The sequence below is a fragment of the Fulvivirga sedimenti genome (assembly GCF_020328055.1).
The window spans coordinates 146,504-159,500 of record NZ_JAIXNE010000005.1 but is presented as its reverse complement, the minus strand read 5'-3'; the positions used below and the strand labels follow the sequence as shown (position 1 = coordinate 159,500).

Below are 12,997 nucleotides of genomic sequence, written 5' to 3'. Positions count from 1 at the left end.
TTTATTCAATAAAGTTTTCTTCTCTTTCTTTAACCTCAGCCACCCTGTTCAGATATTCAGCATAAAACTCGTCGAATTCAGATTTCGGGATGATCTCCCTCAGTTCTTCCAGGCTGAGGCTTGCATATGAATCCAGTTGTGTTTCGGCACACTGTAAAATATAAGCTTTTAAAAGGCGCACTGAGTTCGGGTTTATTTCTATGGCATTCACGAGCAAATCATAGGCCAGAAACCTGTCGGATGCTGAAATATAGCTTGCCGCTGTAACCACGGCATCTTCTTTAAACGGATTGCTTTGAGCCACCCATTCAAAAATTGGCAGGGCTGACGAGTCTCCGCTTGCGGCTTTGATCAGGGCTGTGTAATACTGTTTTTCCAACAGATGGTGCTGATCAAACTCGATTCCGTCATTAATACGGTCGGCCAGACCTCTAATATTTTTACTGGCAGCCAGCAGCTCGAGGTCATGCCAGACAATTTCCTCATACAGTGCTGTATCGGATATCTGTAACCCGGAAATGTGTGCGAACATGGCGATGGCCGAGGCTGTTCTGTCTTTTTCAAGAAGGTATTGACTGGCATAAAGGTATGCCCTGGCCTTCAGGTCGGTATCGTTTATGGTCGATGCGATCTTCACGTAATTGGTCGTATCCTGCAGATCTGTATTATAGCGGAGGAAAAGATATTTCCGGCTATCATTTTCAGCGATGACAGCATCCCTGCTGCTCTGATATATTTCCAGCATTGTTGAGGCAACCACCGATCCCTGATCCTCCTTATCATTTGCGAGCTCCTGCCAAAGCGGGACAGCATTTTGGATTTGGTGGTTTTCAGAAAATGCTACTGCCAGATTAAAGCGTGCATTCGGATTATTACGGTCGACAGACCAGCTGAAATACTGAACAGCCACAAAGGGAGCATTTTCCTCCAATGCCCATTTTCCTCCAATTTCGAAATAGTCCTTTTCTTCAGATCGGTTCCCCATGGCATTAATCAACCGAAAGGCATTGTTCACCTGATGATCCTTTTTCAGATTCAGAGCTTCACTGAATTCCAGGATGTCGCGGTAACGGCTGTTAAAAGGATACAGCGTATGACGGTGTAATTCTGAGGACGGGAATGAATCCTGGCGGTAGAGGTAATTCAGTGTTTCGTTGAATACCACTGAGCTTTGCACAAATGAAAGAGCCGAGTCGTAGGATGACCCTTCCGTATTCCATGCTTCGTGCTGCATATTTTTCAAGACAAACGCATTGTTTCTGGAGATCGGATCTGTACGGTCCACGTAGCGTTCAATGACTGAATCTGCATTTACCCGGATATCATTTTTAATAAGCAGACCCGTTATATTACTCGCAGATGCTGTTTGCTCATCGCGTAACTCATGTGCCCGGTCCATGAATATATAGGCACTGTCGATGATATTAACCTCGTTGAAGGTAAGGCCGAGATTATTTAAAATTTCATAGTTATCCGGAAATTTGTCAACCCCTTCTTTGAGAATGAATACCGCATCGAACAACCGGCTGGTTTCAATATATGCATTGGCCAGATCGATATAGCTTTGTGGTGTTGGCCATTTGCTGATGGCCCGCTGAAAATATGGAATGGCCCGTGCGTGTGCTCCTTCGTTCGCATAAAATTTGCCGAGTGAGTAATTCGATTTGTGGTTATTGAAACCATAGCTCGCGCCATCCTGGTAATACCTGAGTGCGAAAAGGGGTTGATTGTCATAGAGGTACATATCACCCAGGCCATTGTAGTATGCAGACCGGGTCTGAAACACGGAAACACTTTTACCTGCCGGGAGGATAAAGCCAAGGAATGTAATGATACCTACCAGCCGGAATGTGAAGTAGGGCATGCTGGTCGGCTTAAACAGTATTTTAAATACGGGCAGGTTATTTCCCAGCGGACCGATGAAATTAGCCATCACATAGAGCAGAAAGATAATCCCGAAAGCGAGATGGCCGTTTACGACAAAATCACGAAATACTTCTTTCCCCGGATCATTTCCGGTGAACATCAAATGGGTTAGGGTTGTGAGTGCGGCAAGCATCATAGAAACATAGAAGTATGCGCCCACCGGTTCAAAAGACATGAGGTAGCTGTATTGAACTTCCCGTTGTGCGAATCCCCAGATCCCCAGAAACGCTGAAACCAGTAATAAAACAAAAAGGTTAATATAGATCAGTTCCCAGGTCACCAGGTTGGATTCCTTCAGCCATGCCATCAAAAGAATAGCCAGGTATACAAAGCAGAAAATCAGGAAATGCCGAAGAGCGCTGCTGCTGTTTCCTTCTGCATTGGCGGTCAGTAGCCTGATTATGGCAATTAAAATTTCATGGGCTACCATCAGCGTAAAAATCACTGACAGGATCATCATCATATAAAATGACGATGTGGCCAGGTAGAGGAAAGGGTTCTTCACCTCTGAGAATTGATAGATGATCAGCGCGAAAATGATGGTCACCGACAGGAAGAACACCCATCGCTTAATGAACGGAACATTTGATTTGATCCGATTGAAGATATAAGTCGCAGGGACATACAGGATAAGCGCCAGGATTAATCCTTCTTTCGATTCGGTGTTGAAAAGAAAAAGGAGCTCAAGGTTAAGTGATACGAGGGCGGCGATCAGGAGGGACGCCCCGACAAAATACCAGAAACCGCGAAGGTGTGAAATAACCGTTGCCAGTGTGATGAAGCAAAATGCAGCAATCGCCAGGAATGAATAGTAGGACCATATCGGAATAAAGTTTTCGCCGCCACTGAAGAACTGCCAGAATATCTGTGCGGGAGCATCTACAGAAAACTGGAAAGGTCCGAGGCTGAAATCCTGAACAGGTATATTCATGGTTTCGGTTCTGGCGAACGTATCCCAGCCGATCAGCGAGCCGATGCCCGCCAGTTCCAGTACGACTATGGTGATTCCTAAGAGGATCAGCAAGATGAAAATAAAAAAATATAGAGCTCGCTGTCCCGGCGACCAATGGCGCCAAAAAATTAAGTTTTGCATAGCTTATTCAAGCACTTTAGGGACCCTGAAATATTCAGAATCCTTGTTGGGTGCATTTTTCAACGCTTTCTCCCGACTCAAATGAGGTCCTACCCGGTCTTCACGCAACACGTTCACTTCATGTGACATTGTTGTGAGCGGGTCGACACCATCGGTATCGAGTTCATTAAGTTTTTCAACCCACGTCAGGATTTCACTCATGTCCTTCATCATTTCTTCGGCGGTATTCTCATCGAATTCCAGCCGGGCCAGATGGGCAATCTTGTTGAGTAAGTCCTTATCGATCTTCATTAAAATATTTCTTTAACTCCGCGTCAATTATTCTGAAGGTCTTCTCACGCAATGAACCGGTTTCACTGAGCGTCATTCCCAGAGTACTTATGGGTTCATGGAAGATTACTTTCATACTATGACGTTTTGGTAAAAATGTCGAATCCGGTAAAATTATCCAATTATAGGGAATTGTTACGGGTACTATTTCGATTTGTTTTTCGATAGCTGTGCGAAATGCACCATCCTTGAAGCGGGCCATTACAGGGGGATGGCGTGTAATAATTCCTCCTTCAGGGAAGATCGTCAGGCTTTTTCCATCCTCCACGGCTTTTCCGGCCCTCAGGAGGGTTTCATACCGGCTTTTGACGCTCTCCCTGTTTACTGTAATGTGCAGTTTTCTGTACATGTAACCAAAAAGGGGAATTTTTTCCATATCGTTCTTTCCAACGAATATGGCATTTACCGGATTAAGCCCCATTGCCGGGATGTCAAGATAGCTGAAATGGTTCGGACAGAAAATATAGACTTTATCCTTCTCAGGGGTAAAATGCATTTCCACTGAAACCGGCATAAATATCAAATTGAAAAATATATGAGCCCAAATCCGGTTAATAATCCCAACCCAGTTATGAAGGGAAGGAAAAATAATGGGAATCATGAAGAAGGGGAAAAAGAGAATAAAGAATACACAAAATACAAGGAATGCATAGAGTGCATACAAAATTCGAATTCCCTTACGTAGGATTCGCAGCATCTTAGCGGATCAGGATAAGTTCGGTTTGTCGTCCGTCGATGTATCGCACACCTTCCTGAAGGAAGAAAGCGTCTTCTTCCAGCATAATTCTGATCTCTTTTTTCCACTCTTCGATGTAGGTTGCCGCATTCAGCTCGATCGCATAGGCCGTATTTACATGCAACGGATAGTCACCCGTGTAGGGCACACCTTCCTGAGAGTCCCACATACCCAGTGTTGTTCCGGCGGCATGACCATGAAAACCGATAGGGTGTGAATAGATGGAAGGTTTAATTCCCTCTGCGATGGCCTGTTCACGTGACTCTTTAAGGATCTCATTTCCTGTCTTACCTTCGCTGAAGTTATTAGTGAAGATATCCTGTAGTCTGTTTCCTCTGTCCAGTGCTTTTTTCAGGTATTCCGGGGCTTCATTTTCACCCGGGCGAAGAACATATGCGTGTTGCTGAGTGTCTGTATTCAGGCGCAGGTAGGTGATACCGAAATCAACATGAAGTAAATCACCTGGCTGGATTACCTGGTTGTCAGGCCGATTAGAAAAACTGCGAAGATGGTCGAAAGATTCAGGATCTGCCCGTTGAATAGAAACGGTTGGATGAAACCAGGTCACCAATCCCAGGCTGCGAATCCGGTCGCGAAGCCACCATACCACGTCGTCTGTGGTAGTGATTCCGGGATGAATTACTTCCGAAGAAAACGCTTCCTTGATGATTTGATGTGCAATGCTGCATACGTTCCCATAAATCACCAATTCCGTAGCGCTGCGTGTTTCAAGCCATCCGACGGCTACTTTTTCAGCAGAAACGATTCGTTGCGCATATTTTTTACCAAGACGTTCCCGGAATATTTCAAGATCTGTGGAAGCCATCCCGTCGGCATGGCCATAATTTTCAGAAGTATTCACACCGATCCTGGAGGGATTTCGTTCATTGATAATTTCTACCAATCTTGCCCACTGATCCGGCTGTTGTTCCTTGTCCCAGCTTTTTTTGAACATTGTGCCCACATCATATCTGGCTACAGCAAGCGTCTCAAGGTCTTTTCCTTCCCCCGGGTCATAAATCACGAGGATCGTTCTTCTGCGGGCAGCAAGCCACGTTGATGGCAGGAAGGTTTTGATTACAGGATCTTCGTTGTATTCACGGCTAATGATCACCCACATATCGAGATCATTTTTTCTCATTATATCTGGTAATACCGTTTTAATTCGCTCATCAAGGATTTCATCAATCACGCGGGCCCGTTCTTTCATCGGTAAAATAACCGGAATCTGGGCAAATGAACTGATGGTAATGAACGTAAAAAGAATCAGGAAGTATTTCGTGAAAGTATTCATTCAGCCAAATTAGCAATTTCTGATTTTTCAGGCATCATCCGGGCAGTAATCCTGTTAAATCTGAAAAACAAAAAGATGGCGGTTAGCGTAAGGCCGCTCAGCAGTCCGATCCAAATACCGGTAGGACCCATATTAAACCTGAATGCGAGCAGATAACCGGTTGGAAGTGCAACAACCCAGTAGGCAAAGAAGGTCACCAGCGTGGGTATCTTTACATCTTCGAGTCCGCGCAGAGCTCCAAGACTCACTACCTGTATCCCATCGGAGAGCTGAAAGAATCCGGCGATGATCAGTAAGGTGGAGGCAATTGAGATCACTTCTTCATCATGGATATAAAGGGAAGGCAGAAAGTACCGCGCCGTAATAAAAATGATGGCCGTAAAGGACATGAAAACGATGACCATGCCGTATATGGAGAATGCGGCGGCGCGAAGGGTAGGAATATCTTTTTTTCCCCACTGGTTGCCCACGCGAATGGTTGCGGCTGCCGACAATCCCGAAGCCGCCATATACGTTACCGCAGCAAGGTTAACTGCTATCTGATGCGCTGCGAGTGATTTGGTGCCCAGCCATCCCATCATAATTACCGCAAAACCAAACGCCCCTACTTCAAATATATATTGAAATCCTGCCGGTATGCCGATGTTGGTTATCCGCCGGATAAAATACCTGGAGTATTCACCTATTTGGAATCCGGCTCTGTACCGTTTGAATTTTTTGCCATAATAAAGATACGCTATCATCCAGGCCGCGAGGATTATACGGGAAAGAAGCGATGCCCATCCGGCCCCGTTAAGACCCAATGCCGGAAACCCCAGCTTTCCATAAATGAGAAGGTAGTTCAGGGCCACATTGAACAGGTTGGACACGATCACAATCACCATTGCCATTTTTGTTCTGGATAACCCTTCGGCAAATTGCCGGCCCGACTGGAACAGCATCAGGGGGATGATCGAAAATGTGATGATGCCCAGATAGGGGATGCCCAGTTCCACGACATCTGCCGGCTGATCAAGTAAGTAAAGTCCGGGTGAGGCAAGAATAATAATTAGAAAAAGAAGAATGCCTGTTAAAAGATTGATGACGAAGGCATGTTTCAATAACTGGGCTGACCTCTGGTGATCCCCCTCACCATCCGCTGCTGCCACGAGGGGTGTAACGCCGTATGAAACACCTATGCCAAACATCAGTACAATCGTGAAAATCACATTGGCAAGGGAGGCAGCGGCCAGTGGTGTTGCGCCAAGCTGACCTACCATGACACTGTCGGCAACACTCACCATCATATGCCCCAACTGGCTCAGCATCACCGGATATGCCAGCAGGAAATTCTTTTTAATATGTTCCCTGTAATTTTGATGCATTTCAATACCCGCGGAGGCGCGCTGCTTTCAAGATACCAGCCATACTGATACTGTCTGTAATTTCATGATTCAGTACCATTTCCAGGGCTTCCCTGAGGTGTACCTTTTTCAACACAAGATCTGTTTCGCTTTCTTCGAGCTGAGATTGACCAAAGGAAAGGTGCGTTGCGAGATAAACGAAGGCGATTTCATCCGTTACGGAGTTTGATGTATGCAGGGTAATAATTTTCTCCCATGAATCAGCAGTAATACCTGTTTCTTCCCGTAACTCCCGTTTCGCTGATTCCAGCGGATCCGTATTTTCAGGGCCACCGCCTTCCGGAATTTCCCAGCTGTATCGGTCGAGCGGATACCGGTACTGTCCCACCAGCCATGTGTTGTCCTCGTCATCAAGTGGAATGATGCCGAGCGCGATATTCTTGAAATGCACCTTTCCATAAATTCCCTTACCGCCGCCTGGGTTTATGACCTGATCCTCGGTAACGGTGATCCATGGATTTGAATAAATTTCAGTTGAAGAAATACGCTTCCAGGGGTTATTTTTATCACTCATCCCCCAAAGCTAGCAATTTGTTTTTTTGACCACTCCTAATTTCAGCGGAATAGTCCTTTTTATGTCTGAAGTGAGCATGTATCTTTACATATGCTTCAAACACATTTTTCTGTTGATTTGCTGGAGGCCGGCTGTGATGAAGCCGGGCGAGGATGTCTTGCAGGGCCGGTGGTTGCAGCTGCGGTGATCCTGCCAAGGGATTATCATCATCCATTTATGAATGACTCCAAGCAACTCACTGAGAAAAAGCGCGATATCCTTCGGCTGGAAATTGAGCGTGAGGCAATTTATGGTGTTGCCATGGTCCATAACGAGGAAATTGACGACATCAATATATTGAATGCCTCCTACCGTGCGATGCACCTTGCCATTGAGAAACTCAGTAAGTGTCCTGAACTATTGCTGATCGACGGGAACCGGTATAAGCCTCATAACGATATTCCGTTCGAATGTGTGATCAAGGGAGACAGTAAGTTTTTATCCATTGCAGCGGCCTCGATCCTGGCAAAAACCTACCGGGATGAATGGATGAAAAGCAAAGCACTCGAATTTCCCGTTTACGATTGGGAGAACAATAAGGGTTATCCCACAGAAAAGCATCGGAATGCAATCAGGGAAAACGGACTAACACCGTATCACAGGAAATCATTTCGTCAGTTACCCGAACAGCTGTCACTTTTTGAATCCACATGTGCCTGATCCTTTTTGCCATCGACGCACACCCGGATTATGACCTCATCGTGGCGGCCAACCGTGATGAATTCTATGCCCGTCCGACAGAACCGGCCCATATCTGGTCTGACCCACCATGGATGATTGCCGGGAAGGATTTGGAAGGCGGGGGCACATGGCTTGGGCTCGATGTGCATGGCCGGTTGGCCATGTTAACTAATTTCAGGGATTTGAAAAACATCAGGCAGGATGCCCCCTCCCGCGGTGCACTGGTTTCTGATTATTTCAAGGCGAATAAGTCTTCTTCAGAATACCTGGAATCTGTCGATCAGATATCAGCCCAGTACAATGGGTTCAATTTATTGTGTGCTGATCCTGAGGGAATGTTCTATTATGGCAATTATGAAGGGCAGGTTCGTCCGGTAACAGCCGGAATTCATGGTTTGTCAAATGCTCTGCTAAATGATGACTGGCCCAAGGTTGAGCGGGGAAGGAGTGAACTGGCTGCGCTGATTGCAGGAGATGTTTCGATTTATGGGCTCATGGAACTGTTGTACAATGATTCCAAGGCAGTGGATCATAAACTCCCTGATACGGGTGTTGGCCTTGAAATGGAGCGAATGCTGTCACCGATGTTCATCAAGAGTGAGACTTATGGCAGCCGTACTTCCAGTGTTATTTTGAAGAGCAGAAAGGGTCAGGTTACGTTCCTCGAGCGTACGTATGATACTTCAACCTACAGTTATCGCGATCGCTTATTTGAATTCCGAACTGAACAAGCGAGAAGATTAAAACGTTAAAAGTTACACTCAATCTGTTCACATGCCGTTTAAGGAAATGCATGAGCAAAATGAGTTGAAGATATGTAACTTAGTGCAATAGCAATAAAAGTGTCAGAGCGAATGTCTAAAATAATTGAAACGAAAGAGATTTCGAAGATTTATAAAATGGGTACTCAAACGGTTGAAGCCCTGAAATCTATTGATATAACAATCAACAGAGGTGAATATGTTGCATTTATGGGTCCGTCCGGATCTGGTAAATCAACCTTAATGAATATCATTGGATGCCTGGATACCCCAACCGGTGGAACCTATATTTTAAATAACAATGACGTTTCTGACCTTACCGAAAATGAATTGGCGGAGATTCGGAATAAGGAAATCGGATTTGTATTTCAGACATTTAACCTCTTACCTCGTGCATCAGCACTGGAGAATGTGGCATTACCCCTAATCTATGCCGGTTTTTCAAAGGCCGACCGTGATGAAAAGGCCCTGGCTGCCCTGAATAGTGTAGGGTTGGCAGACCGTGCACATCACCGTCCCAATGAATTATCCGGTGGTCAGCGACAGCGTGTTGCAATTGCGAGAGCACTCGTGAATGATCCTAGTATCATTCTTGCGGATGAGCCCACCGGAAACCTTGATACCAAGACCTCCTATGATATTATGGCGTTGTTCCAGCAATTGCACGATAACGGAAATACAATTATCATGGTCACGCACGAAGACGACATCGCCCACTATGCCCATCGTATCGTACGGCTGCGGGATGGTCTGATCGAACGTGACGATGTGAACCAGAGTATCTCACGTTCCGGGGAAGTTAGCTTTTCCTGATCTATGAAGATTTATACAAAAACAGGTGATACCGGTACTACCGGCCTATTTGGAGGTAAACGAGTTCAAAAATCTGATGTTCGTATCGAAGCATACGGAACTGTGGATGAGTTGAATTCCCACCTAGGGCTTCTGCGTGATTTATCCGTAAATAAGAGCCGTGAGGATCTGATCGTCAGAATTCAGAATAATCTTTTTGTAATTGGTTCCATGCTTGCAGCGGAACCGGGGAATGAAAAAGTGAAGGTTCCGGCAATTTCTGCGGCTGATGTAGCTGAACTTGAGCAAGCCATAGACTCCCTGGAGGAGAATTTACCTCCAATGAAGAATTTCATATTGCCGGGCGGGCATCAGGATGTTTCCTTTTGCCATATCGCACGTTGCGTTTGCCGAAGGGCCGAACGCAGGGTGGTACATTTATTTCATGAGGAGCCCGGTGATGAGATCATCGTTCATTATCTGAACCGGCTTTCTGATTATCTTTTTGTTCTTTCCCGCGAAATGTCACGGTCCCTTGGAGCCAAGGAGACCCCATGGATCTCCAGAGGCTGAAGTAGCACTGTAATTAAGTCAGATTTCCTTACTTTTGCGCAAGTCATTTTTTATAAAATGAAACGATAATATTATGCTGGACACCCAACCCATTCAGGTAGAAAAGGCTACTGAATCTAAAATATCGAAAGTAGATTTTTCCAATATCCAATTTGGCAAGATCTATTCAGACCATCAGTTTTCGATCAGCTATGACGGAGAAAACTGGATTAAACCAATTATTAACGCCTATAAGCCCTTACAAATCAGCCCGGCAAGTCCGGCGCTTCATTATGGAATTTCCATTTTTGAAGGATTAAAGGCGTATAAACACGAAGATGGTACAGTGGCTGTGTTCAGGCCTGACATGAATTTTGAGCGGATGAATCTTTCAGCCAAGCGGATGTGTATGCCACAAATTCCGGAGGATGTGTACTACAATAGCCTGAATGCATTGCTGGATATCGACCGACAGTGGGTTCCTGTCAATCCCGGAACCAGTTTGTATATTCGCCCATTTCTTTTTTCAGACGACGATTTCATCGGTATCCGACCCTCACAGCGGTTCAAATATATGGTGATAACCTGTCCTGTTGGGGCCTACTATTCGAAGCCCGTACGTGTGAAGATAGAAACGCATTTTGTGCGGGCAGTTGAAGGCGGAAGTGGTTATTGCAAGACGGGCTGTAATTATGGTCCGGCAATCTATCCCGCCAGGCTGGCGCAGGAAGAAGGATATGACCAGTTGATCTGGACAGATGGTAAGTACCACAAATATGTGGAGGAATCCGGAACGATGAATCTCATGTTTATTATAGACGGTAAACTTATTACGGCCGCACTTGGTGATACCATTTTAAACGGAATCACCCGGGACAGTGTCCTTACTCTGGCGAAAGACTGGGGCGTAGAAGTAGAAGAGCGGAAAGTAGAGGTTGCTGAGGTGGTAGATGCGATTGAAACCGGCAGAATGCAGGAGGCTTTTGGTGCTGGAACAGCGGCGACAATTGCGCAAATTGCCACGATCGGGTATAACGGGAAGGATTATGATCTTCCTCCCGTTGAAGGCAGGGACTTTTCAAATCGGGTACTCCGAATGCTCGATGATATACGTTACGGTCGAACAGAAGATAAATTCGGCTGGCTGCATACCCTTTAGAAACCGGGGGTGGCTGTCGGTGCAATGAATGAAAAATCGAATTGTCACCATCCTCCTTATCCTGATTCCCATCGTTCATTTATGGGGACAGGATCGTTATTTATTATTGAGAAAAGTTGGCCGGCCGTATCAAATTGTCTTTTATGAAGGAGAAGAAATGCGATTTCGTGTTAAGGGAGAGAAGAAATTCATAAAGGATTATATACAGGGATTGAAGGGTGATGTGATCAGGTTTCACTATTATTCTATAAAACTTTCGGAGATAGAGGCCATCGACGTAAGAGGCAGGAATTTTACCGTCTTCAGTTTTAGAAGCAGTCCGGGTAAATTATTTGTAGCCGGCATAGGCCTTATTGCGATAGATCAGCTCAATCAGGTGGTGATCCGTGATGAGCCTGCGGGTTTAAGTACGGGAGTGGCTATTGTTTCAGGCAGTTTGATCGCATCAAGTTTTCTATTGAGGGCGATTCAGAAGAAAGTATTCAGACCGGGAGGAAAATCGGTCATGGAGATTATAGATTATACGGAGATCAGGAATTCGGCGCCCGCAGGTGATTTTTAAATCGAACGGCGTTCGCGTAGATTTGACATTTAATTAGACTATTATGACAACAGACGAGTTGAAAGACTTGAAGGCGCGCACAGAGGCCTTGAGGAGGTATCTTTGACTACGATCGCAGGATTGAAGAGGTAAAAGATCAGGAAATGCTTACGGCACAGCCAGATTTCTGGAATGATCCGGCGGAAGCCGAAAAGATTATGAAGGAAATACGGTCTAAAAAGGTATGGACGGACAGTTTTGAGCAGATGAAACAGGCCGTTGATGATGTTGAAACACTTTACGAGTTCTATGAGCTTGATGAGGTGGGTGAGGACGAGATGGACCGTGAATATAATAAGGCCTTAAAGCTTGTTGACGATCTTGAATTTCGCAAGATGCTCAGTGGTGAGGAAGATCAGCTCAGCGCGATGATTGAGATCAATCCGGGTGCGGGCGGTACTGAAAGCCAGGACTGGGCAGACATGCTGAATCGCATGTATATCATGTGGGGTGAGTCCCATGGATATAGTGTGCGGCAGGTGAATTACCAGGCCGGTGATACAGCGGGAATAAAGTCTGCGACACTAGAAATCGAAGGCGATTTTGCCTATGGTAATTTAAAGTCGGAAATCGGTGTGCACCGGCTTGTTCGGATATCACCTTTTGATTCCGGCGGGCGCAGGCATACCTCATTTGCATCGGTATATGTTTACCCGATTATCGATGATACTATTGAAATTGATGTGAATCCGGCAGATATCAGTTGGGACACCTATCGGGCAGGGGGCAAGGGCGGTCAAAATGTTAATAAAGTAGAGACCGCTGTTCGTCTGCACCATGAGCCATCGGGCATTGTAATTGAATGTCAACAGGAGCGGTCACAGCTTCAGAACAAGGAAAAGGCGATCAAGATGCTGAAGTCGAGGCTGTACCAGATAGAGGTCGAGAAACGCAATGCCGAGCGTGATAAGATTGAGAGTTCCAAGATGCGAATTGATTTTGGGTCGCAGATCCGAAATTATGTTTTGCATCCATACAAACTGATCAAGGATGCACGTACGGGCGTTGAACGTACCGACGTTCAGAATGTACTTGACGGCGATCTGGATGATTACATCAAGGCCTTTTTGCTGGGATATCAGGAGAAGGCGTCGGAGAACGCATAAAAAAGGCCGG

The 12,997-nt window shown here is 45.7% G+C and carries 13 protein-coding genes; 7 read left to right on the top strand and 6 right to left on the bottom strand.

The features are described from left to right. Position 1: 1 nt before the first annotated feature. The 6 genes from LDX50_RS24425 to LDX50_RS24400 all read right to left on the bottom strand — a co-directional run bounded on the left by LDX50_RS24425 (position 2) and on the right by LDX50_RS24400 (position 7,296). Positions 2–2,950 carry a tetratricopeptide repeat protein gene (locus LDX50_RS24425; protein WP_225698901.1) on the bottom strand — a complete coding sequence of 983 codons (2,949 nt, stop codon included), beginning with the start codon at positions 2,948–2,950 and terminating at the stop codon, positions 2–4. A gap of 72 nt (positions 2,951–3,022) precedes the next feature. Beyond that, a complete protein-coding gene (gene gatC / locus LDX50_RS24420) occupies positions 3,023–3,310 on the bottom strand; it encodes an Asp-tRNA(Asn)/Glu-tRNA(Gln) amidotransferase subunit GatC (RefSeq protein WP_225698900.1) in 288 nt (95 codons plus the stop codon). Beyond that, complete coding sequence (locus LDX50_RS24415; protein ID WP_225698899.1) at positions 3,297–3,863, bottom strand: lysophospholipid acyltransferase family protein; 567 nt, start codon at positions 3,861–3,863, stop codon at positions 3,297–3,299. Before LDX50_RS24415 ends, gatC begins: the two co-directional genes overlap by 14 nt. A gap of 184 nt (positions 3,864–4,047) precedes the next feature. Further along, the gene (locus tag LDX50_RS24410; protein ID WP_225698898.1) at positions 4,048–5,379 is read right to left on the bottom strand and encodes a M24 family metallopeptidase; all 1,332 of its coding nucleotides are present in this window, start codon (positions 5,377–5,379) and stop codon (positions 4,048–4,050) included. Then, positions 5,376–6,743: an MATE family efflux transporter gene (locus LDX50_RS24405; RefSeq protein ID WP_225698897.1), complete on the bottom strand. Its 1,368-nt coding sequence runs from the start codon at positions 6,741–6,743 to the stop codon at positions 5,376–5,378. Before LDX50_RS24405 ends, LDX50_RS24410 begins: the two co-directional genes overlap by 4 nt. Before the next feature lies 1 nt (position 6,744). After that, positions 6,745–7,296, bottom strand: a complete 552-nt coding sequence (locus tag LDX50_RS24400; protein ID WP_225698896.1) for an NUDIX domain-containing protein — start codon at positions 7,294–7,296, stop codon at positions 6,745–6,747. Between the two features lie 90 nt (positions 7,297–7,386). Here LDX50_RS24400 and LDX50_RS24395 point away from each other — a divergent pair, with 90 nt between their 5' ends. From LDX50_RS24395 to prfB, 7 genes are all read left to right on the top strand, one after another. Further along, positions 7,387–7,995, top strand: coding sequence for a ribonuclease HII (locus LDX50_RS24395; protein WP_225698895.1), 609 nt, complete (start codon positions 7,387–7,389; stop codon positions 7,993–7,995). Then, entirely contained in the window at positions 7,986–8,768 is a 783-nt protein-coding gene (locus LDX50_RS24390; RefSeq protein ID WP_225698894.1) for an NRDE family protein, read from the top strand. Before LDX50_RS24395 ends, LDX50_RS24390 begins: the two co-directional genes overlap by 10 nt. A gap of 102 nt (positions 8,769–8,870) precedes the next feature. Then, positions 8,871–9,590 carry an ABC transporter ATP-binding protein gene (locus LDX50_RS24385; RefSeq protein WP_255647394.1) on the top strand — a complete coding sequence of 240 codons (720 nt, stop codon included), beginning with the start codon at positions 8,871–8,873 and terminating at the stop codon, positions 9,588–9,590. Positions 9,591–9,593: 3 nt separating this feature from the next. After that, on the top strand, positions 9,594–10,142 hold the full coding sequence (locus tag LDX50_RS24380; RefSeq protein WP_225698893.1) for a cob(I)yrinic acid a,c-diamide adenosyltransferase: 549 nt from the start codon (positions 9,594–9,596) through the stop codon (positions 10,140–10,142). Positions 10,143–10,215: 73 nt separating this feature from the next. Then, a complete protein-coding gene (locus tag LDX50_RS24375) occupies positions 10,216–11,280 on the top strand; it encodes a branched-chain amino acid aminotransferase (RefSeq protein ID WP_225698892.1) in 1,065 nt (354 codons plus the stop codon). 28 nt (positions 11,281–11,308) lie between these two features. After that, the gene (locus LDX50_RS24370; RefSeq protein WP_225698891.1) at positions 11,309–11,842 is read left to right on the top strand and encodes a hypothetical protein; all 534 of its coding nucleotides are present in this window, start codon (positions 11,309–11,311) and stop codon (positions 11,840–11,842) included. A gap of 43 nt (positions 11,843–11,885) precedes the next feature. Then, positions 11,886–12,987 (top strand): peptide chain release factor 2 gene (gene prfB / locus LDX50_RS24365; RefSeq protein WP_225698890.1). Its coding sequence is split into 2 segments (ribosomal slippage): positions 11,886–11,945 and positions 11,947–12,987, totalling 1,101 coding nucleotides; the frame shifts between segments, so codons are not numbered across the junction. Positions 12,988–12,997: the final 10 nt, after the last annotated feature.